Here is a 21,724-nt window from a genome sequence, read left to right on the forward strand (position 1 = left end):
TCCTCCTCATGCTTCCGGGGAAAGCACCCGCGTCCAGTAGCGGTCCGCGTCGGTCATGCGCGCCGCCTCGTCCCACGCCTCGTCCGACACATCCATCAGCAGCTTCTCCCGTCGATCCGGGGGAGAAAGCGAGGGATCGCGCAGGATGTCGTGGATGTGCGGCTGCCGGTGAAACTCCGGGTTGATGGTGATCATGTTGAGCACGAACACCGTGAGATCGCGTTCCGTCTCCAGCCCGTAGCCGCGGGCGACACCCACGCCGTGCTCGCACATGGCGCGAAGCGGCAACCGCGCTCGCTCCGCCGCCGACACCTTGCGGTGGAACAGGGCCTCGGCGACCAGGACCTCGAGGCGATCCAGGAAGTCCTTGTCACCGAGCGCGTCGTGCTGCTCTCGCCGGATCCTCAGCATCGCGCCCTCGCGTTCAGCGCCCCGCCCCGGTGATGCCCGTCACGGCCACGTTCTCCGGAACGGGCTTCTGCGGGGCCTCGATCTCCGCCTCGATCGCCTCCTCCGGCGCCTCCGGGCTCGCTCCGCTGCCCGAGCCCGCGGAGCCACCGCTGTTGATGCGCACCTTCGTCCCCCGGATGGTCACCCCGGACGAGTCGATCCGGATGAACCCCCCTGGGCCCTTCAAGGTCAGGTCCTTCGTGGCCTCGATGTACAGCGAGGTGCCCGCCTTCAGGTGGATCTCCTCGGAGACGTCGAGCGCGTGGTTCTTCGCCACCTTGATGTGCTGATCCTTGCCGACCGTGAGCGAGTACTTGCCGTCGATCTGGCCGTTCTGCTTGCCGCTCACCTTGAGGTGGCTGCTCCCCTCGACGCGCTCGCGCTTGTCCTCCTTGACCACCACGTCCTGGTTGCCGCGGATGAGCACCATGGCCTTGCCGTCGGTCTTCTCGTACTCGTCGCCGCGAACCAGCTTCAGCGCGTCGACCCCGACGATGGTGAGCCGGTTCTGCTCCGTCACCTCGGTGCGGTTCGCGCCCGTCACCTCGGTGCGGTTCGCACCCGTGGTCTCGGTCTCGTTCTTCACCACGTACTTCTGGCGGTTGTGGCCGACGGTGATGGTCTCGTCGTTCTTGACGAGCTTCCGGAGATCCTTCTCGGCCTGCATGTAGATCAGCTCGTTGGCCTTCAGGTCCTCGAACATGATCTCGTTGAAGCCCCCGGAGCCCATGGACGAGTCGCTCTTCCAGGTGCTGCGCGTCTTGTGATCGGGCAGCTTGTAGGGGACCTGCTCCCTGGCGTTGAACACGCGGCCCACCACCACCGGCTGGTCCGCGTCGCCCTGCAGGAAGCCGATGAGCACCTCCTGACCGATGCGCGGCAGGACCAGCATGCCGTAGCCCGTGCCCGCCCAGCCCTGAGAGACGCGCACCCAGCACGAGGAATGCTCGTCGTATTTGCCCTCGCGGTCCCAGGGGAACTGGATCCGCACCCGCCCGAACTCGTCGGTGTGGATCTCCTGCCCTTGCGGGCCCACCACCGTCGCCGTCTGGACGCCGGTCACCTCCGGCTTCGGCGTCCGCTGCGGCGGCAGGTAAGGCTCGGATGCGAAGACGGCGCGCGCGGAGCCGGTCCATTCCCCGTCGGGAGAGCCCTCCAGGTTCGTCTCCAGGACCAGCAGGCGCTCACCCTGCCCGAGCTGCTCGTGCGGGTGGTTGCTAATGGTCAGCAAGCTCCCCGGGTAGAGGTCGAACGCATTGGTGTCGAAATTCACCATGCGCCGGCCAGCGCGATGCCCACGCAGGAGGCGTTCCGCCTTCTCTTTCCCGTAATCCTGCACGTAGCGCGCCGTCCCTTGATCGTCGGCGACCGGCGTGCCGCCGTCCTTGCCACTCTGCTCGATGAGGAATCCGCCAGGCGTGTACCGATACTGTTCGTAGAAATCTTCCGGCGTCATCTTGGGCGCCTCGGCGAACAGGGGGAACCCCGGGTTCCTGAAGTCGTAATCGCGCAGCGTAGCGGCGCCGGAGCGCACCTCCTGGGCGAGCCGCACCCGGGTGACGAACTCCTGCTCGGAGGCCTGGCTCGGGTTGTCGACGTAGGGCAGCGTCGGCCGCGCTTCCCGGGCATGCAGCTTGTCGTCGAGGGTGAGCTTCGTGCCCGACGCCCCTGGATCGGCGAAGACGAAGGCGATTCCCGCCTCCTCGAGCAACCGACTCACGAAAGCATGGTCGGTCTCGCCATACTGGACCTTGTACTCGAGCTTCGGACACCGGCCTCGATCCGCCTTCCATACGTGCTCGATGTTCCATTCACCGAGCAGCTTTTCGACGATGTCCGGGATGTTCAGGTGCTGAAAGACGCGGTAGTTGCGCCGCTGCGTGAGCAAGTAAAGGCGCGGGACGATGCGCAGGTAATAGGTAGACAGGCCCGTCGGCTCGGCCTGGATCTGCTCGGCATAGGCGCATACCCCTTGCCATTGCCTGGCGCCCATCCCCGCGATGTGCGCGACCCCGTGCACGATGGAGAGGGACGCCGGCTTTCCGACGATCGCTTCGAGGTCGATCTCGGCGTTCTCCGAGCGCGCCCAGATGGAGACCGTGAACAGCGACGAGACCGACTCCTGAGCGGAGAACCGGCGGACCGACAGATCATCTCCCGACGCGACGGAGAGCGCTAGTTGCGTCATCACGGCTCCTGACCCCCAGCGCGGCGCCGACCGCCCGGGCCTCGGGGAGACTAACCGATCCCGGGAGGACCAGAAGCCCAAAGGGGCGACGACACGCATTGTGTATGCTCGGTCCATGGAGCTCGTCTCCCTCAGCGCTGCGCCCTCGAACGGCCCTCTCCCCGCCGCCTCGCTGCTCTGGCAGCCGCGCCCCGAGACCTGGATGCTCACGTTCGCCTGGAAGGCGACATTCTCGCTGCAACCCGGCCAGTCGCCGCTCGCGCAGACCCAGGAACCCCTTTACGAGGCCGATCGTCACTGGGGCGACGACCCGAACTGGAGCGTCTACGCGCCCGCGGACCTGGTGCCCATACGCCCCCGAGCCGACGTGGTGCTCATCGGCGAGGCCTATGCTCCGGGAGGGCAGCCCGTGCGCTCCCTCGTCGCGCGCCTGCTCGTGGGCGAGATCGACAAGGCCATCGAGGTCTTCGGGGATCGCTGGTTCACGCAGGAGGGTGCGCTCCAGGAAGGTGCCCGCTTCCTGCGGATGCCACTGCTCTGGGAGCGCGCGGCTGGTGGGCCAGAGACGCAAAATCCGGTGGGAATCCGGGAGGCGCAGCGCGATCCCTACGGCCGCCGGCCCTTGCCACAGCTCCAGCCGGTGGGGACCTCCGTCGCCTCGCCGGCAGATCTCATCGAGCCCATCGGCTTCGGACCCATCGCTCCCGGCTGGCCGCAGCGCCGTCAGCGGCTGGGGCGCTATGCGCCGCCGGGCTCCCTGCGCGACTGGATGCGCGCCCCGCTCCCTGCCGATTTCGACGCCAGCTACTTCAATGTCGCGCCGCGCGATCAGCAAGTGCAGCAGCTCCGCGCCGACGAGCGGCTGATCCTCGACAACCTGCACCCCGAGCTGCCCCACCTCGTCACGAACCTGGCCAGCCACACACCGCGCGCTTTCCTCCGGCGTCCCCGCGAAGCGCCACAGGCGCTCCAGCTCCGCCCTGATCTGCTCTGGATCGACACGCTGCGCGGGCTCTGCACCCTGACCTGGCGGGGCCAGGCGCCCGTGGAGTCGCCCGAGGCGAAGGGGCTGGTGATCGTCGCCCTCGAGGAGCAGGGCAAACCACTCGGATGGCCCGAGATCGAGGCCCTCGTCGCCGCACGCGTCCCCGGAGGACGGCCTGTCCACGGCAGCGAGGACACCGGCCATGCTGGCGCTCCACCTGCCGGCGCCCCGCGCTCCGGCGCCGCACCGTCGAGTCCTCCGCGCCCGCCGGTCTCCTCGATCACGCTCATCCCGCCCATGAGCGACGAGGACGACGACGAGTTCGCCATCGGCACGAGCATCCCTGCCCTGCAGCCGGTGGCGTCACCGAGCGCGCTGCCGTTCACGAACACCGGCTCCTCCGGCCTCCCGTTCAGCCACACATCCGCCACGCCCCCGACCGCACAGGGAGGGCCCAAGCCGCGGTTCACTGCCACGCCGTTCAGCGGTGGGGATCCGGGTGACAAGCCTTCTGGCACGCCCTTCAAGCCAGCACCACCCTCGGCCCCTTCGCTCGCCGCGCCTTCTCCGGGCATGCCGTTCCCGTCGGCCCCGCCCCCGCCCGCGCCGTCGTCGGGCGCGGCGTCCCCCTCGCGTCCTCCGACCCCCCTGCCCGTCCCGCCTCCCGCGACCCCTCCGGCCTTCGTCCCGGCGGCCTTCGTCGCCACGCCCCAGCCCGCGCCGTCCGCGCCCTCCGCGCCCGTCGCTCCGCCCCTGGTCCGCGCGCCGATGCCCCGCACCATCGGGGAGGCGGCCCTCGAAGCGCCCCCTCCGCTCGACGGAGCGTCGGTCCCCGGCGTCTCGACCGGCGCCCAGGGCGCGTCGGATGCGGCAGCGGGCGCCTCGAAGAGCTTCGGCCTCCCGCGCGATGGCGCCCGCCCGTCGGCCGCATCGAACGCCGTGACGCCCGCGCGAGCCCTCGCGCCGACCCCCGGTGCCCCCCGCGAGCTGCTCCGCCTCCTCTGGTTCGACACCGACAGCGCCATGCGCCTGCGCCGCCACATGCCCTGGCGCACCCTGCTGCGTGACAGCGAGCGCGGGCCAGGTGGTGACGATGAGGGAGCGCACGACCTGCACGAGGATCCGGCGCTCATCGAGGACCGCCGTGACGTCTTCGAGATCCTCACCCGCGCGACGGCCTCTGCTCCCGAGGTCGAGCCGCTGCGCAGCGCCCTGGAGGAGGCCGAAGGCGAGGACGGCAAGTTCGTGCCGCCCTTGCTCCTGCTCGCCGGAGAGCTGGTGTTCCCCTTCGACGAGCTGGAGGTCCTGAAGACCACGGTCGCCGTGGTGACACCGCTGATCGGGGCCGACGAGAACCTCCGCGCCACCGTGACGAACGCGCAGGAGATGCTGAAGCTCCCCGAGCTGGCCAGCGCGCCCGTCGTCGCCGAGGGCCTGACCACGCGCATCCGCGAGGCATGGGGCAAGGCGCGACGCCCGGTGCCCGAGGGCTACCTGGAGTCGCAGACGGAGCGCGCGCTCCTGGAGCGACGCAGCTACCAGCGCCGTGACGTGCTCGGAAAACGACACCTGCGCGCACTCCTCGTCGCGAACGGCGGCAAGGAACTCCTCCCGACCTACCTGCCCGACGCGCTCGCGACGACACTCCCGATGTACGCTCGCTTCAAAGCGCGCCTGCTCGGCGAGCTGCACCTTCAAGAGGATCAGCACGAGGCCCACCCGGCCGCGCTGCGAGCGCTGGCACTGGCCCGCGTGGCGCCCTCGCTGCGGCGACGCTGAACGACCCGCGATCTCATCAACGTCGATTCAATGCCGTCCCGAGCCACGCCCCGAGAATGCAATGACTCGGCACTTCGTCTCGGCAATGGAGGGCGACGACATGGGCCGTACGGATGCGTGACGCGCACACGCCCCCCGCACCGAGCGTGCCCCGAGGGCGGGCATCCAGCCGATGGCCTGGATGGTGATCTCGCTCCTGGTGGCGAGCTGTTCGGAAGACACCAGCAATGACGATCCGACAGGAGCGACCGCAGGTTCAGGAGGGGATGGCGGAGGAGGTGAGACGGCAGTGGGTTGCGTACCGAGTGAACGCGCCGGAGGCGTGGAGAATGCGTGTGGATTGCTCGGGCGGCGGGATGGCGACGAGAACGCCGCCGAGCCCTTCGAGGAGACGCTGCTGATTCCAGCCCCGCCTGGTCAGGCTGGCCTCAGGACCTCAGGGGAGGTCGACGTCGACGAGGCTGCGGGCTGAGCACGACCACCATCGAGATTCCGGAGACGGTCCCTCGACGCTCTGCGGCGTACCTCGCTCTGCGCCTCTGCAGCGCGCCCTGGAGGGTCGGGCGTTCGGTCCGCCGTGGCACGTTTCTCGGTGAGGTCTTTCGGTCGATGTCAGCGGAGCGTATGCTCACGCCGCGTGTCGATCGGGCTGATTTCTGGCGAAGTAGCCGCCGCGATCGCCACGCTCGCGACCCCGACGCGCGCACGCGAGAGGGTCCTCGAAGCGCTCCCCTGACCCCCCCCTGGATGACCATGACCGCTGACCCCCCTGGCTTGCCCGCACTGGAGGCGGCGCTGCGCCGCGATCTGGCGCTGCTCGACTACCCGCGACGGACCTGGGTGCCCGCGCGCCGCACGCGCGAAGGGGCCGACGTGCTCGACGTGCTGATCATCGGGGGCGGGCAGAGCGGGAGCGCGGTGGCCTTCGGGCTCCTGCGCGAGAAGGTGACGAACCTGCTCGTGATCGACGAGAACGAGCGCGGGCGCGAGGGTCCGTGGCTCACGTTCGCGCGGATGATCACCCTGCGCACGCCGAAGCACCTGGTGGGCATCGAGCATGGCCTGCCGAACCTCACCCTGCGCTCGTGGTACGAGGCGCAGTTCGGCCAGGCGGCGTGGGAGTCCGTGAACCTCGTCCCCAAGGAGCAGTGGGCGGCGTACCTGGACTGGTACCGACGGGTCACGGAGATCCCGTTCCGCAGCGAGACGCGGGCACTCGACATCCGCCACGTGCCCGAGGACGGATGGTTCGCGGTGCAGGTGGTGACGCGCGGGCGCGAGGAGACGCTGTACGCGCGGAAGGTGGTGCTGGCGACGGGGATCGATGGCTCCGGCCGCTGGGAGACGCCCCAGGTGGTGGCGGCCGGGCTACCGAAGGCGCGCTACGCCCACACGCACGACCCGATCGACTTCGCTGCGCTCCGGGGTCGGCGGATCGCGGTGCTCGGCGCAGGGGCGTCGGCGTTCGACAACGCCTCGGTGGCGCTGGAGCAAGGGGCGCGCGAGGTGCACCTGTTCTACCGGCGGGAGACCTTGCCCTGCGTGAACCCCTACCGCTGGGCAGAGTTCGCAGGGTTCCTGCGGCACCACGCGGACCTGCCGGACCTGGAGCGGTACCGGTTCATCGCGCAGATCTTCAAGATGGGGCAGCTACCGCCGACGGACACGTACGAGCGCGCGACGCGGCACCCGGGCTTCCACCTGCACGGGGGGAGCCCCTGGAAGGCGGTGGCCCTGGAGAACGACGAGGTGGTGATCACCACGCCGAAAGGACGCTTCGCCGCCGACTTCGTGATCGTGGGTACCGGCTTCGTGACCGACCTCTCGCTGCGCCCGGAGCTGCGCCGGCTGGAGCCACACATCGCGCGCTGGCAAGACCGGTTCACGCCGCCCGCAGGCGAGGTGAACGAAGACATCTTGCGGCACCCGTACCTGGGGCCTGGCTTCGAGCTGCAGGAGCGAACCCCGGGCGAGGCGCCGTACGTCGGCGCGGTGTTCAACTACACGTTCGGGTGTCTGCCGAGCCTGGGGTTCGGTGGAGCGAGCATCTCGGGGCTCAAGTACAGCTTGCCGCGTGTCGTGGGCGGGGTGACGCGGCAGCTCTACTGCGAGGACAGCGAGCAGCACCTGCGGGCCCTCGCGGCCTACGACACGCGTGAGTTCTAGGAGGCGATCATGTCGGAGTCGGCGCGCCCCGAGCGGGCGTTCGATGTCGTTCTGAAGAGCCGCCGCGTGGTGCTCCCCGACGGGGTGCGCGAGGCGGCCGTGGCGATCGCGGGCGAGACGATCGCTGCGGTGTTCGAGCCGTCGGGTGCCCCCGGGGAAACGTGGATTCCCCGGGGCGCGCGCGTCATCGACGTGGGCGACCGGGTGATCATGGCGGGCGTGGTGGACACGCACGCGCACATCAACGACCCGGGGCGCGCGGAGTGGGAGGGCTTCGAGACGGCCACGCGGGCCTGCGCGGCCGGTGGGATCACCACCGTGGTCGACATGCCGCTCAACTCGATCCCCGTGACGACGACGGCGGACGCCCTCGCCCAGAAGCTCACCGCGGCAGCGGGGCGCGCGTTCGTCGATCACGGCTTCTGGGGCGGCGTCATCCCCGGCAACGATCGGGATCTCGAGGCGCTCGTGGCCGCGGGCGCGCTCGGGTTCAAGGCCTTCCTCGTCCACTCGGGGATCGACGATTTCCCGATGTCGACGGAGGTCGATCTGCGCAAGGCCATGCCCATCCTGGCCGCGCTGAAGTCGCCGCTCCTCGTACACGCCGAGATCGAGAAAGACGGTGTGGTCGACGCCGGCGGAGACCCGCGCCGTTACGCGACGTACCTGGCGTCACGGCCGCCCACCTGGGAGGTCGAGGCGGTGCGGACGATGGCAGCGCTGTGCCGAGAGCACGGGGGCCCGGTGCACATCGTCCACCTCTCCGCCGAGGAAGCGCTCGGCGAGGCGCTCTCGGTGCGTGCCGAGGGCCTCCCGTTCTCGATCGAGACCTGCCCCCACTACCTGCTCCTCGCCGCCGAAGAGATCCCGGACGGGCACACCGAGTTCAAGTGTGCGCCACCGATCCGCGAGCGCGACAACCGGGAGCGGCTGTGGCGAGCACTGGCGGGCGGCGCGATCGACCTCGTGGTGTCCGACCACTCCCCGTGTACCCCGGCGCTGAAGCTGCCCGCAGAGGGCGACTTCGTGCGCGCGTGGGGCGGCATCGCGTCGCTCCAGCTCGGGCTGTCGCTGATCTGGACGGAGGCGAGCCGGCGCGGGTTCGGCCTGCGTGATCTCGCGCGGTGGATGTGCGAAGCGACGGCGCGGCTGGCAGGCCTCGCCCACCGGAAGGGGCGCATCGCGCCAGGCCTCGATGCGGATCTCGTGGTGTGGGATCCGGAGGCCACGCTGTCCGTGGAGGCGAGCCGGCTGCACCACCGTCACCCGGTGACGCCGTACCTGGGGCGGTCGCTGGTGGGCCAGGTGGAGACCACGTACCTGCGCGGTCGCGTGATCTACGACAAGGGCGCGCACCAGGGATCGCCGCAGGGGAAGCCGCTGCTCGGCCGCAGCGACGTGGGCAAGGCAGAGGGCGCTCCACCGGCCCCCGAGTGATGGGGACGCCGCCGGCGTAGCGCGAGGCGGCTCCGCGCAACGAAGACGGGCGGCGCGTTCAGCGCGCCGAGGTCGGGTCATCCAGCCTCGTCGCCGAGGCCCCTGGCCGTCGAAGCAAGGAAGGGCATCGCCCCCGCGAGGCGGTCGGCGATGTCCCGGCATGGATCGGACGAAGGATCTGGGGCGGCGTCACCCGCGGAAGGACGCGCCGCCGAGGAATGGAGAGTCATGACGGATTTTCAGCGAATGGTGGACCTGGCCTCCGAACGGCTGGGAGGCGCGGCACTCTGGGCGACCGACGAGTTCTTCGCCTCGAAGGAGAACCTGCTCAAGCCCGGGCGCGGGACGTTCATCCCTGGCAAATACACGGACCAGGGCAAGTGGATGGATGGCTGGGAGTCGCGCCGGCGCCGTGAAGGCGACCGCGACGTCTGCCTGATCCGCCTGGGTCTCCCCGGGAAGATCCACGGCTTCGACGTGGACACGAACCACTTCCTGGGAAACGCCCCGGCCCGCGTGGCGGTGGAGGGCGTGTACTTCCCCGACTACCAGCCGCTCGACGAGCTGCTCAGCCCCGAGGTGGTGTGGCAAGAGATCCTGCCGCCGTCGCCCGTGCAGCCCGGCTCGCAGAACCTGTTCCCCCGGGACGCGGTGGGCCCGTTCTCGCACCTGCGGCTGCACATCTTCCCCGACGGCGGCGTGGCGCGGTTCCGGGTGTACGGCGAGGTGACGCCGAACTGGCCCCTCTTGCTCTCCGAGCACCGCGTGCTCGACCTCGCGTCCGTGCAGCATGGCGGCGTGGTGATCGGTGCGAGCGACGAGTTCTTCTCGGACCGGCGCAACCTGCTCCTGCCCGACGGCTCGCGCGACATGGGCGACGGCTGGGAGAGCCGGCGGCGGCGCGGACCGGGCCACGACTGGGCCGTCGTGCGGCTCGGGCGCCCGGGTTCGCTGGTGCGGGCGGAGATCGACACCACGTTCTTCAAGGGAAACTTCCCGGAGAGCTGCTCGCTCGAGGGATGCTCGGCCCCCGGTGCAGGCGCGACGGTGGAGGCCCTGGAGGGCGCGACCTGGCGCGAGCTGCTGCCGCGGACGAAGCTGGAGGCGCACACCCGCCACGCATTCCGCTTGCAGCCCGGCGAGGCGGACGCGGCGCCGGTGACGCACGTGCGCCTGAACATGTTCCCGGACGGAGGCATCGCGCGGCTACGGTTGTTCGGCGCCCCGGCGGAAGGCGCCGAGGGGACGCGATGAGCGAGGGCGACACGGAGCGCGGAGGCCACGCCACTCTCGACGGTGAGGCCAGGAGCCACACCCAGGCGGAGAGCGCAGACGACTGCAAAGCGCTCGACGCCTTGCCCGAAGAGGAGGCGCGCGCGGCGCTCCAGCGGTGCTGCGGGAGCAGCCGGTGGGTCGCGCACATGCTCTCGGAGCGACCGTTCGGGAACCGAAGCAAGCTGCTCGAGGCGGCGTCGCGGCACTGGAACGCCCTCACCGTGGCGGACTGGGACGAGGCCTTCTCGCACCACCCGCGCATCGGCGAGCCAGGCCGGGTGGCGGCCGGCGCAGCCTCGGCCGCGTCGACCGCGGGCTGGGCCTCGAAGGAGCAGGCCGGCGCCGCCCGGGCCGACGACGCCGTGAAGGCCGCCATCGCCGAGGGAAACCGCACCTACGAGGCGAAGTTCGGCCGCATTTACCTGGTATGCGCCACGGGCAAGAGCGGCGAGGAGCTGCTCGGCATCCTGCGCGCTCGGCTCGACAACGAGCCCGACGTCGAACTCCGCATCGCCGCGGCGGAGCAAGACAAGATCACCCGCTTGCGGCTGGAGAAGCTGCTGTCGTCATGAGCCAGAGCCCGATCACCACCCACATCCTCGACACCAGCCGGGGGCGCCCCGCGGCCGGCGTCCACGTCACCCTGGAGCACCTGAACGACGCGGGAGAAGGCACCTTGCTCGGCCGTGGCGTGACCGACGCCGACGGCCGGTTGCGCGACCTGCTGCCAGGCGGCGTGCGGCCATCCGTGGGCACCTACCGGCTCACGTTCGCCACCGCCGCGTACTTCGCGGAACTCGGCGTGGAGGCCTTCTACCCGAGCGTGTCCGTCGTGTTCCAGCTCCGCGCCCCGGAGGAGCACCACCACGTGCCGCTCTTGCTGAACCCCTTCGGCTACTCCACGTACCGAGGGAGCTGATCACCCCGCCACAGCGCGCCGACGAGCGAGCCAGCGCCCCTGGCTCGCTCCGTCCGGCGACGCATCACCGCCAGCGGTTCTGCATCACGTCCAGCGACACCTGGTGCCAGACGAAGATCTTGTCGTCCACGTAGTGCGGGTGCTGCTCCCCGCCGCACATCACGTAGCCTTGCAGCGGATCGCAGTGGGGCGCGCCGAAGAGATGCCCCGTCTCGTGAACGACGACGAGCTGGCTGCGATCGAGGGAACGATCGGACCCGAACTGCCCGCTGACCTGGACCCCGAGCCACCCGCACGTGGCGCCGCCGCCCATCTCGGGGGTGAGGCCGACCAGCAGATCGAAGCCGTGATGATCCGGGTCGGTGAAGTTCCCGTTGGCCTCGTCGATGTCCCAGTCGCGGGTGAGGCCGAAGACCGCGCGCGCATGGGCGCCGACCTGCTCGCAGAAGCCCCCCCCTGCACTGCTCGCCGCGAGGCCGCCCACGGCGTGGAAAATCTGGCGGACGCCCATCATGTCGTCGAAGCCGTCGAACGCGGTGTACGTGCCTTCACTCGATCCGGGACTCTCCGGCGTGAACACCTCGGTGGCGCGGTCGAAGGCCTCGCGCATGTACGTCTCGGGGGTGCCGTCGTACCCGATGCGCTCGAAGTAGCTGGCATCGTAGACCACGGCGCTGAACACCACGTCGCTCGGGGCGATCGTGAACGCGGCGCCGAGGAAGTCGGTGTCGACCGACAGGGGCTCGCCAGCAACGTCGACGATCACACCGGAGAGGTCGTAGTCCCCGCGGTTCAAAGCGAAGTGCTTGCCCTTCGCCGCGTCGATGACGATGGGCTCGACGGAGAGGGAGACCTCGCGGGTCTCTCGACCACCGAGCGTGAACGTGATCGGCTCGAGCGAGACATCGACGAAGTCATTGAAGCGGGCGCTGGTGAGCAGCGGACGCAGGGTCACCGTGCCGCTGCCCGCCCCGAGGTTCTGCACGGCGAGCGTGAGCTCCAGCATGTCGCCCTTCACGGGCAGCGCTCCGGTCGGACCGAGTACGGAGACGGCGATGACGTCGGGCCGGAGGTCGGGCGGCGGCGTGCCAGGGCCATCGTCCCCCAGCGGGCGGGAGTCCATCTCGGCGGGCGTGCTCAGACACGCCGGGAGCCCCCAGCAGCTCAGGATGCCCGACACCATCAGCAGCGCAGCGCTCTTCGACTTCATGACTTCTCGGTGCTCCATGCAGGTGCGTCTGCCGGCTCGACCGCCGCTTTATATCTCGCGCGCGTCCCGGCGCTCTCTGAAGGTCGCTCCGGTCCGGCCAGAACAGCGCCCCGCGCACAGGCCCCCCATCCCCCTCACACTGGCCCCAGCGCTTCCAGGTCAACCTAGCACCTCACCCGAGCCGGTCGAGTCGGCGGGTGCTCTCGATCTCCAGCACGAAGTCCACACCGAAGGCCTGGGCGGGCGTGAGCGCACCGACGGGCCGCCGCGCAAAGAACGCCTCCACCGCGCGGATCCCTGCTTCCGCCGTCAACCGGTACGCCTCCACCGTGTCGAGCCATGCCTCCTTGGCCTGCCCCTCGCGGTTGGCGGCGCGTGCCCAGATGTACGACCGGAGCGTGTCGCGATCCTCCTTCGAAGGACCCGTGACGAAGCGGTCGATCACCTTCGTCGCGCCCTGCTGGAACGCAGCGGACGACGTGCCCCAGCGCAGGAACCCCGTGACCAGCTCCATGATCGGCGACTCGGCGCCAGGCACGGCCATGTACGTCGTGATGTTCGACGCCCCGGTGCTCCGGTGCGCCGTCACCAGATCCCCCCAGGGGACCGAGAGCACGGCCTTCTCCCCGTCCGGGAAGCGCACCCGGCGCGAGAGCGGCTTCTCGGGCGCCTTCACCAGCACCCCGTCCCGTCGAAGGAAGTCCCCCTTGGACAGCATCTCCAGCACCGTCTTCGCCGTCCCTGCGCTGGGCTTGCCGGTCGAGCCGATGGCGATCTCGAGATCGGTGACCCCCGGAACGGCGTCGGCCACGTACTTCGCGAGGCAGTCCGTGGGGACCACGTCGAAGCCCAGCCCGGAGATGAAGAGGAGACCCAGCTCCCGCGCCTGGGCGTCGAGGCCGAGGGTGTGTTCGAGGACGGGCATCTCGCCGGTGATGTCCACGTAGCTCGTCTTCGTCGCGAGGCACGCATCGAGAATCGGCGCGCTCGTCCGGCTGAAGGGACCCGCAGCGTTGAAGACGAGCGCGACGTCCCGCAGCGCCGCTTCGAGTGCGGTCGTCTCCTCGACGGCCACGGCGAGCAGCTCCAGGTCCAAGCGCTCGGCGAGAGGGCGCAGCTTCTCGGGAGAGCGGCCGGCGAGCAGCGGCCTGTGCCCCCGGCGTACGGCCTCCTCGGCGAGCAGGGTGCCCGTGTAGCCCGTCGCTCCGTACAGCATCCAGCGGTTGTCGCTCATGCCGGAGTTCTCTGCCGGAGAAGCAGGGCCGTCAAGGCGATGGGACGCGATCGGACCCGATGGGATGGGATGGGACGCGATGAACCACCAGGGCAGGAGGAACCGTCAGGGTGGCGGCAAGAGGATCACGTCGTCGATCTGTTCCAGCCGATGAACGCCATCGGGGCCCCTGCTGTGCTCGACATGCCCGCGGAGCATGTCGGCCATGCGACGCGCATCTTCCTCGCTCAGCGACGTGAACAGCGCTGGCGTGAAGCAATTCTCCAGCACGAGGAAGCGAAGGAGGATGTACATCTCCTCGGCGACGCTCGTGGTGTACACGTTCCTCGTCTCCACCACGGTGTGCGGGCGCTGCTCGTCGCGCAGCAGCCGCAGCAGACGATCGCTGAAGATCCCGTCGTCGAGAAAGTCGTGGTGCACTTCGTAGCTCTGCCCGCGGGGAGCCGTGAGCGCGAGCACGCAGTGTCCTCCGGGGCGCACGAGGCCGAGCACCCTGTCGAGGAACGCGGACCACTCGGCCAGGGGCACGTGGTACAGGACGTGCGCACACACCACGAGATCGTAGGTCTCGGACGTCTCGAAGGCCTCCAGCGTGGTGTGGAACAGCCTGGCGTTGGGTAGGTCGAACTCGGGGAGCTGCGCCCGGTTGGGCTCGAGCAGGGTGAGCGACGCGAAGTGCGGCGCGAGTAACCGGTCGAGCTTGCCGGGCCCGGCGCCGATGTCGAGGAGCGACGGACGCTCCGGCAGCCGTGGAGCGATCTCCTTCAGGATGATGTCAGCGAGGTGCTCGGGGTGCCTGGAGCGCTCCGTGAGCAGGCGGAAAGCCGTGGCGTAATCGCTCGGAGACAGGGTGATCTGCATCGTGTCGTCCCTCCATGATCGTGCAGCGCGCGGTTCCGGAGGGCGTGTCGGACCGGGCAGCGTGAGACCCTGGTCGCGAGCACCGCGCACGGAGGCTCATGCCTTCGCCGACGCGCCCCGCCTTCGTGCATCGAGGATACGCGCGAACTGCCGCGTGCTCAGCTCCTCTGCGCGCAGGCCCGAGAGGGATTCGGCCTCCGCCTCGGAGATGGCGCCGCACCCGACGGCGCGAAGGAAGTAGTTGAGGAGGGCCTGCCCCGTCGCGACATCGTCGAAGACGTCCCCGAGCAAGGTCGCCTCGGTCGCGCGCTGCAGGAAAGCGCGGAGACGCGCCCCCGCCGCCTCGATGCCCTCCAGGAAGAAAGCGTAGACCGCCCCGTAGCGCGCCGGGAGCTGGGCAGGGTGGAGGTCCCACCCCTGGTAGATGCCGTCGATCAGCGCATGACGGACGTGGCCATAGCTGAGCCTCCAGCCACGGTGCACCGCCGCCTGGTTCTCGGCGTGCTGCGCCTCGGTCAAAGCGCCACCCTCCGGGACCTGGTGCGGGCCGATGGGCATCACGATCGTGGAGCCATCGGAGACGAGGACGTCGGTCCCCGCGAGCGACACCTTCATGACCTGGCGCGCGAACTCGCACGACGGATGACCGAGGTGCTGGTGGGCCGGCGCGATGCTGTTGCTCGTCGTGTAGTCATACGTCCCGAGGTGCGCCCCCGTGCAACGCCCACCCGCCGCAGCGACGAGCCCCGGGAGCGCCACGCGCCCATCGGGTCCGATGACGGAGGCCGTCGTCTCGACCATCATCTCGAAGCGCAGCGTCCCGTCGGGCAGCTCGAGCGCACCTTCGAGCGCCGAAAGCACTGCCGCGAGCGCCTCGGGCTGCTCGCGAACGGTCACCTTCGGCAGCGTGATCACGAGGCCACGCGGGAGACGACCACCGAGGCACTCATGGAGCGTGGAGACGAAGAGATCGAGCGTGCGGATGCTGCGACCGCGCAGCTCCTCCGTGAGCGGTTTGATCCGCAGCCCGATGAACGGCGCGAGGGTGCCCTCTCGTTCGGCGAGCGCGATCTGCTCTGCGGCGTGGACGGCGTGCGCATCTTCCTCGGCGTCCGGTCGCATGCCGTACCCGTCTTCGAAGTCGATGCGGTAATCCTCGACGGGCTCGCGCACGAGCTTGTCCAGGACGCGCGCATGCACGGTCGCCGCGAGCCATCCCGCCGAGCCACGCGGCGCCGCTGCAAGTGCGGCAAGATCGCACCCCTGCGGCAAACTGTCGCAGCCCGTCAGCCCGAGCGCGCGCGCAAAGATTGCGGGGTCGGCCGCATGCGAACGCATCGCTTCCAGAGCGATCTCACCGGCGCGAGCGCACGCCCGCGCATCGAACAGGTGTGCGCCACCGTAGAGGGTGTGCACCGGCTGGCGCCGCTCGGGTTCGCCGGGATGGGCCGCGGAAAACGCACGATTCGCCTCGGCGAGGCGGGAAAGAACGGCGCGGGGGAGCCGCTCTGGAGTCAGTGATTTCTTCACGCGCGCATTCTCCACCACACGCCCGGCTGGCGAGAAGCGGGCACGCGCAGACCGACACCATCGCGCTGCGTGAGGGCCCGTGCGCCGACGCGGGCCGTGCTATCGTCCCGCTGCCGTGAGCCCCTCGTCGGCCGGCGACTGCATCATGCCCCACGTGTCCCAAGCTTTCCGACTCCGGTGGGCGGCCCCGGTGCTGGCCGCCGCGCTCCTGCTCGTGGCGGGATGCGCAAAGCCGCGCGACCGCGGCACCCCCGACGGCGATGCCGAGCTCGGCAAACTCGCCATCCAGCGCTACGGCTGCGGCACCTGCCACCACGTCCCTGGCGTCCCTGGCGCCGAGGGACGCGCAGCCCAGCCCCTTCTCGGGTTCGCCGACAGGTCCGACATTGCCCGCGTCGCCCCGAACACCTACGACAACCTCGTGGAGTGGGTTCGCAACCCGCAGAAGCTCGATCCCAAGACCCGGATGCCGAGCCTCGACGTGAACGACAAGGACGCGCGCGACATCGCCACGTACCTGTACACACTGACGTCCGAACGCTAACGACCGACAACGCCCGAAAGAGCGCCATGACCACCGACGAGAGCACCGCTTCCAAGAGCACGGCTTCCACCGAGAGCACCGCTTCCAAGAGCACGGCTTCCACCGAGAGCGCCGCTTCCGAAGCCGGCAGCGACCTGCCGCACTGTCGCTGCGGTCACACGCGCAAGCACCACATGGTGAGCGCCGAGCCGGAGTACACCCTCGGGGGCTACCTGCTGCTCTTGCTCGGCGTCACGGTGAAGCCGATCAAGCTGAAGTTCCGCTGTCGGCAGTGCGACACCATCTTCGAGACGACCACGAACCGAGATCTGATCCAGGGGCAGATCTAGCGCAGCGCGCCACAGGCTCGTCCCGAGGAGACGCCGCGATCACCTCGAGCGGCGTCCTGCACACCCCCGATGCCTCGGGCGAAGCTCGCAGGGAGCGGATCTCTTCCGCGCGACCTGCGAGGGAATGTCCTCGCCGAGAAACGAGTTCACACGGGATTGACGCCCTCTCCCTGTGCAGTCGAGGCGATGATGAGATGTGATGCAGCAGCCGTTCCAGGCGTCCACGACCTCTGCACTGGCCGTCTCCACTGCACCATTGCCCCTCTGGCTCTCCCCCCTCTCGCGCGTTAAGATGCCCTCGTACCCGCTGGGACGTGTGCCCAGACAGCCCGTTCTCGAAGGAGGCTTGTGAAGCTCGACGCCATGAAGCGGTTCCGCGAAGCCCTGGGTCGCCCCCGGCGCGTGGTCCTGGCCCTCGGAGCGCTGGCTGCGGGAGCCGGGCTTTACGTGGCCCACCTGGGTCGGTCGGTGCTCCCGTGCAGCGGCGAGCAGGCTTGCGACGCGCAGCTCACGGCCGAGCCTGCCGCCGAGGGCCTCAGCGGCAAACCGCGCCTCGTGGAGTTCACCAGCGGCTACTGCGCCGCCTGCAGGAAGATGGCGCCCATCGTGGCCGAGCTGGAGAAGCGCTGCGCCCGCTCGGTGGAGGGTGCCATCCGCCTGGTGAACGTGGATGACCCCGAAGGCGAAGCCCTCGCAAGCCGCTACGGCGTGGATGCCCTGCCGACCTTCCTGGCGCTCAACGCCGACGGTGGCGAGGTGACCCGGCTGGTCGGCCTCCAGAGCGAAGAGAAGCTCGCGTCCGCGCTCGACACCATCCGCGCTGGGTGTCCCACCCTGTAGTTCGCGGCGTCCTCTTCCTCCCCTCCAGTCCAGCAGCTCGTCCCCCGACCCAGCGCGCTTCAGCCTGCCGGCGCGACCGGGTGGCGGTGCGCCGCGCGTACGACGTGCGGTACGTTGCGGGATCGTGACCACGACCGATCTCTTCTCTCCTCTCACCTTCCGCAACGGCGTCACGGCGCCCAACCGTCTCGCGGTCGCCGCGATGACGAACTCGCAGAGCCACGATGATGGGACGCTGTCGGACGACGAGCTGCGCTGGCTGGAGGCGCGCGCCGAAGGCGGTTTCGGGCTGGTGGCGACCTGCGCGTCGCACGTGGCGCTCGATGGTCAAGGCTGGCCTGGCGAGCTGGGGATCTACGACGACCACCTGCTGCCCGGGCTGACGCGGCTCGCGTCGTCGCTGCGCGCGCGGGGTGCGCTGTCCATCGTGCAGATCTTCCACGGGGGGACGCGCTCGCCGTCGACGCTCACGGGGCAGATGCCATGGAGCGCGTCGGCAACCGAGGATCCCGAGCCGGTGCGCGCGGCCGAGGAGGCGGACATCGAGCGCGTGATCCGTCAGTTCGCCGAGGCAGCGCGGCGGGCCCACCAGGCGGGGTTCGACGGGGTGGAGCTGCACGGTGCGCACGGGTACCTGCTGTGCCAGTTCCTGAGCGCGACGCTGAACCGTCGGTCGGATGGCTGGGGCGGTGACCTGGCAGGACGCGCGCGGTTGATCCGGGAAGCGACGCGGGCCGTGCGCGCAGCCGTGCCTGCGTCGTTCGTGGTGGGGGTGCGGCTCTCGCCCGAAGACTTCGGGAACGCGGTGGGGATGGATCTGGACGAGAGTCTGCAGACGGCGAAATGGCTGTGCGAGGACGGGATGGATTTCCTGCACATCTCGCTGTGGGACGCGGCGAAGAACACGAAGAAGCGGCCGGAGGAGCACCCGATCCCGCTGTTCCGGAAGGCGTGCCCGGCGGAGGTGCCGCTTCTGGTGGCCGGGAAGGTGTGGACGCGGGCGGATGCGCAAGCGCTGGTGGATCGGGGCGCGGACATGGTGGCGCTGGGGCGCTCGGCGATCCTGAACCCGGACTGGCCGAAGCAGGTGCAAGAGGCCGGGTGGGAGCCGCGGAGGCCGCCGATGAAGGCGGAGGAGCTGGTGGCGAGGAGCGTGAGCCCGACGTTCGTGGGGTACCTGCGGCGGTGGAAGAACTTCGTGGCGGAGGAGGAGGGGTAGGCGGCAGGACGGGAGCGGGGGGAGCGGGAGGAGCGGGGAGGCGGCGGTCAGGGTCGCCGCGAGATGTGGAGGGAGAGGAAGCCCCGTCCTCCCGACGGGGTGGGTGGCATCGAAATGTGAAATTGGTCACATCGTAGATGCCATGAGGCGTTCAAGGCACCTCTGATTCCGTCTTTAACGGATCGTGGTCACCGGGAACTCACTTCGGGCCACCGGGAATTCACTTCGGGTCACCGGGAACTCACTCCGGGCCACCGGGAACTCGCTCCGGGTCACCGGGAACTCACTTCGGGTCACCGGGAACTCACTTCGGGTCGCCGGGAACTCACTCCGGGTCACCGGGAACTCACTTCGGGCCACCGGGAATTCACTCCGGGTCACCAGGAACTCACTCCAAGTCACCGGGAATTCACTCCGGGTCACCGGGAATTCACTCCGGGTCACCGGGAACACATCCCAGCCCTTGTGGAGCTGACAACCGGCTCGCCTTGGCGGCGTCAGCTCGGCTTGAACAAGCGGGCGCGTTCCTCGGGGGAGAGGTAGGGGGCTTGCAGGCGGACGGGATCGCCGACGTCCTTGTACAGAAGGTCGCCGTAGCCCGTGAGGCGCTCGGCGCCGGGTACGTCGAGGAGCATCCGGGACTCGATGGCGCTCTGGGTCATGAGGCCGACGCGGCAGGGCATGTTGGCGTTGAGGGCTCCCTGGATCACCTGGCGGCTGGGCTGCTGGGTGGCGATCACGAGGTGGATGCCCGAGGCGCGGGCCTTGGCGCCCAGGAGGAAGATCTGCGCTTCGATGCGTTTGCGGATCTGTCGGTCCTGGGAGATCAGGGCGAAGTACTCGTCGCAGAAGCAGACGATGCGCGCGAGGGGCTTGCGGGTCTTCTCGATGTAGCGGGCGAGATCGTCGACGCCCTCGGCCTCGAAGAGCTGGTAGCGGCGCTCCATCTCGGCGGAGAGATCGTCGAGCACTTCGTCGACGTCGCTGCCGCTGCCCGGGGTCCAGAGGCCGCGCTTCGTCCACAGGTACGGTGAGCGCTTCAGGTCGGTGAAGGCCGCGAGCTTGGGGTCGATGAGGACGAGGCGGAGGGTCTCGGGCGTGTTGGCGTGGAGCAGGCCAGCGATGGCCATGCGGAGCCACTCGGTCTTGCCGCTCCCGGTGGTGCCGGCGACGAGGAGGTGCGCGTTGATGGGGCTCGCGAGATCGGCGGTGCGAAGGGTGCCGGCGACGTCGACGCCGATGGGGACGAGGGCAGAGCCGCGGAGCGGATCGCGCTCGCCGAGGGCGGGGAGGATGCTGGCGAAGGGGACGGTCTGGGGATCGGGGCGCTCGACTTCGATCCGCAGGTGGCCTTCGTACCTGGAGATGATCGGGTCCTTCGGGATGCCTGCCTTGAGGCCGATCTCCTTGGTGCGACGTGCAATCTGGTCGAAGGTGACGCCACGGCCGAGGCGAGCTTCGAAGCGGAGGAAGCGAGGGCCGACGGCGGGCTCGCCGAGGAGGTCGACGGGGCTGCCGTACTCGCGGAAGGCGCGCACGAGCTTCTGGCCCAGCTCGGCGTAGCGCTCGGAGGCGGCAGGCGCCGAGGCGCTGGCAGGAGGCGCGGTGGCAGAGGTCGATGTCACAAGAGGCGCGGTGGCAGAGGTGGGCGCGGCGGCAGACGTCGAGCCGCCGGCGGGTGTCGTCGCCACAGCCTCCTTCCTCGGGTCTTCGCGAGGAGGAGAAGGCGTGGGTTCGACAGCAGGTGGAGCAGCGCCGAGAGGGCGGTTTTTCGGGGGGTGAGAGGCGCTCTGGGTTGCAGGCATCGCCGCGCTCGTGAACGCGGCCTCCGGGACGGAGCGCGCCGGGGATCTTCGGAGGACTTCCACGTTGGCCGCGGGGTTCTTCGCCGTTTTGCGGGGTTCGGGCTTTGCTGGCGTACGGTTTCCACGGGTCGCAGGCAGCGGCTCGGCCTTCGGTTCCTTGCGCGGCTCGGGCCTGGTGGCAGCTGAAGGAGCTTTCGGGGGAGTGGCGACGCCGGCCATCTTGCCGAGGAGGGCGAGGAGCCTCGGCTCGACGGTGGCGACCTCGGTGGCCGTGATCAGGGTCTCTGCGAGGGTGGGCGCGAAGTGCAGCAGGGCGAGGGCGCTGTCTGCGGAGGAGGGCACCTGGCCAGCAGCGAGGAGGCGATAGAGGGCGACCTGTGCGAGATCCATGAGGGGACGGCCCGCGCCGAGCTTCAGCTCGATGGTGCAGAAGCGGCTGGTGCGAGGGATGCGGATCAACGCGTCCGTGATGCCGACGAGACGCACGGAGTCGCTCCAGTCGGGCTGGCGTAGCTCGCGGGTCAGCTTCTCGTCGACGGTGAAGAGAGCGGCGATCTCCTCCCAGGTCTGGAGGCCTTCTTTCGTGGCATCGAGAGCGGTCCAGACGAGATCGGTCAGCCACCGGGTGAGGTGCTGGATGGCTTCCCAGAAGACGAGGACCTGCCGGGTCGTCTCCTGGAGCAAGGGCTGGTGGCGCGTGAGGCGCGGTCCGACGAGGGCATGGTAGGTGTGGGAGAGGAGGCGTTGCTGGCCTGCGTCGCGGTCCGGAGCGGCATCGACGACGACGCGGATGCCGCTGCGGAGTGGATCCTTGCCGCAGAGGTCGGCGAAGACCTCGTGGAACATCTGGCCGAGGAGGCGGGTCGCGCTCTGGCCGGAACCGATGGCCTCCTTGCCAGCGGCACGCTGGAGCTCGTCGCGGACTTCCGAGACGGACAGGTCAACCGGCATGG

At 69.7% G+C, this 21,724-nt stretch carries 19 protein-coding genes; 12 read left to right on the forward strand and 7 right to left on the reverse strand.

Going from position 1 to position 21,724, the window contains the following annotated elements:
• Positions 1-6: 6 nt before the first annotated feature.
• A complete protein-coding gene (locus CMC5_RS34855) occupies positions 7-411 on the reverse strand; it encodes a hypothetical protein (protein WP_050434443.1) in 405 nt (134 codons plus the stop codon).
• A gap of 13 nt (positions 412-424) precedes the next feature.
• Positions 425-2,638 carry a type VI secretion system Vgr family protein gene (locus tag CMC5_RS34860; protein ID WP_050434444.1) on the reverse strand — a complete coding sequence of 738 codons (2,214 nt, stop codon included), beginning with the start codon at positions 2,636-2,638 and terminating at the stop codon, positions 425-427.
• 115 nt (positions 2,639-2,753) lie between these two features.
• Here CMC5_RS34860 and CMC5_RS34865 point away from each other — a divergent pair, with 115 nt between their 5' ends.
• The 7 genes from CMC5_RS34865 to uraH all read left to right on the forward strand — a co-directional run bounded on the left by CMC5_RS34865 (position 2,754) and on the right by uraH (position 11,199).
• Positions 2,754-5,402, forward strand: coding sequence for a DUF2169 family type VI secretion system accessory protein (locus tag CMC5_RS34865; protein ID WP_050434445.1), 2,649 nt, complete (start codon positions 2,754-2,756; stop codon positions 5,400-5,402).
• Between the two features lie 181 nt (positions 5,403-5,583).
• A complete protein-coding gene (locus CMC5_RS34870; protein WP_156339084.1) occupies positions 5,584-5,874 on the forward strand; it encodes a hypothetical protein in 291 nt (96 codons plus the stop codon).
• 281 nt (positions 5,875-6,155) lie between these two features.
• A complete protein-coding gene (locus CMC5_RS34875; protein ID WP_245678000.1) occupies positions 6,156-7,568 on the forward strand; it encodes an NAD(P)-binding domain-containing protein in 1,413 nt (470 codons plus the stop codon).
• A 9-nt stretch (positions 7,569-7,577) separates the two neighbouring features.
• Positions 7,578-9,005, forward strand: coding sequence for an allantoinase AllB (gene allB / locus CMC5_RS34880; RefSeq protein WP_050434448.1), 1,428 nt, complete (start codon positions 7,578-7,580; stop codon positions 9,003-9,005).
• A 228-nt stretch (positions 9,006-9,233) separates the two neighbouring features.
• On the forward strand, positions 9,234-10,259 hold the full coding sequence (gene alc / locus CMC5_RS48105) for an allantoicase (RefSeq protein WP_050434449.1): 1,026 nt from the start codon (positions 9,234-9,236) through the stop codon (positions 10,257-10,259).
• Positions 10,256-10,852 carry a 2-oxo-4-hydroxy-4-carboxy-5-ureidoimidazoline decarboxylase gene (uraD, locus tag CMC5_RS48110; protein WP_082363067.1) on the forward strand — a complete coding sequence of 199 codons (597 nt, stop codon included), beginning with the start codon at positions 10,256-10,258 and terminating at the stop codon, positions 10,850-10,852. Before alc ends, uraD begins: the two co-directional genes overlap by 4 nt.
• Complete coding sequence (uraH, locus tag CMC5_RS34895) at positions 10,849-11,199, forward strand: hydroxyisourate hydrolase (protein ID WP_050434450.1); 351 nt, start codon at positions 10,849-10,851, stop codon at positions 11,197-11,199. The genes uraD and uraH overlap by 4 nt, the downstream gene beginning before the upstream one ends.
• Before the next feature lie 64 nt (positions 11,200-11,263).
• Here uraH and CMC5_RS34900 read toward each other — a convergent pair whose 3' ends face one another.
• The 4 genes from CMC5_RS34900 to CMC5_RS34915 form a co-directional block, all read right to left on the reverse strand.
• On the reverse strand, positions 11,264-12,409 hold the full coding sequence (locus tag CMC5_RS34900; protein ID WP_156339085.1) for a zinc metalloprotease: 1,146 nt from the start codon (positions 12,407-12,409) through the stop codon (positions 11,264-11,266).
• Between the two features lie 172 nt (positions 12,410-12,581).
• The gene (locus CMC5_RS34905) at positions 12,582-13,643 is read right to left on the reverse strand and encodes a saccharopine dehydrogenase family protein (RefSeq protein ID WP_050434452.1); all 1,062 of its coding nucleotides are present in this window, start codon (positions 13,641-13,643) and stop codon (positions 12,582-12,584) included.
• Positions 13,644-13,748: 105 nt separating this feature from the next.
• Positions 13,749-14,504 carry a class I SAM-dependent methyltransferase gene (locus tag CMC5_RS34910; protein ID WP_050434453.1) on the reverse strand — a complete coding sequence of 252 codons (756 nt, stop codon included), beginning with the start codon at positions 14,502-14,504 and terminating at the stop codon, positions 13,749-13,751.
• A gap of 96 nt (positions 14,505-14,600) precedes the next feature.
• Complete coding sequence (locus CMC5_RS34915; RefSeq protein ID WP_050434454.1) at positions 14,601-16,034, reverse strand: DUF6986 family protein; 1,434 nt, start codon at positions 16,032-16,034, stop codon at positions 14,601-14,603.
• A gap of 154 nt (positions 16,035-16,188) precedes the next feature.
• Here CMC5_RS34915 and CMC5_RS34920 point away from each other — a divergent pair, with 154 nt between their 5' ends.
• The 5 genes from CMC5_RS34920 (at position 16,189) to CMC5_RS49305 (ending at position 19,441) form a co-directional block, all read left to right on the forward strand.
• Positions 16,189-16,578 carry a c-type cytochrome gene (locus tag CMC5_RS34920; RefSeq protein ID WP_169796750.1) on the forward strand — a complete coding sequence of 130 codons (390 nt, stop codon included), beginning with the start codon at positions 16,189-16,191 and terminating at the stop codon, positions 16,576-16,578.
• Positions 16,579-16,604: 26 nt separating this feature from the next.
• Positions 16,605-16,907, forward strand: a complete 303-nt coding sequence (locus tag CMC5_RS48115; protein ID WP_245678001.1) for a hypothetical protein — start codon at positions 16,605-16,607, stop codon at positions 16,905-16,907.
• Between the two features lie 363 nt (positions 16,908-17,270).
• Positions 17,271-17,747 (forward strand): thioredoxin domain-containing protein, encoded by a 477-nt coding sequence (locus tag CMC5_RS34930; RefSeq protein WP_156339086.1) that lies wholly within the window; start codon positions 17,271-17,273, stop codon positions 17,745-17,747.
• Positions 17,748-17,871: 124 nt separating this feature from the next.
• On the forward strand, positions 17,872-18,966 hold the full coding sequence (locus CMC5_RS34935) for an oxidoreductase (protein WP_050434457.1): 1,095 nt from the start codon (positions 17,872-17,874) through the stop codon (positions 18,964-18,966).
• 184 nt (positions 18,967-19,150) lie between these two features.
• Positions 19,151-19,441, forward strand: coding sequence for a DUF6944 family repetitive protein (locus tag CMC5_RS49305; protein ID WP_425394819.1), 291 nt, complete (start codon positions 19,151-19,153; stop codon positions 19,439-19,441).
• Between the two features lie 22 nt (positions 19,442-19,463).
• On the opposite strand, the gene CMC5_RS34940 is transcribed toward CMC5_RS49305, so the two are convergent.
• Positions 19,464-21,722: an FtsK/SpoIIIE domain-containing protein gene (locus CMC5_RS34940; RefSeq protein ID WP_050434458.1), complete on the reverse strand. Its 2,259-nt coding sequence runs from the start codon at positions 21,720-21,722 to the stop codon at positions 19,464-19,466.
• Positions 21,723-21,724: the final 2 nt, after the last annotated feature.

The sequence above is a fragment of the Chondromyces crocatus genome (assembly GCF_001189295.1).
In the GTDB taxonomy this organism is placed as follows: Bacteria; Myxococcota_A; Polyangia; order Polyangiales; family Polyangiaceae; genus Chondromyces; species Chondromyces crocatus.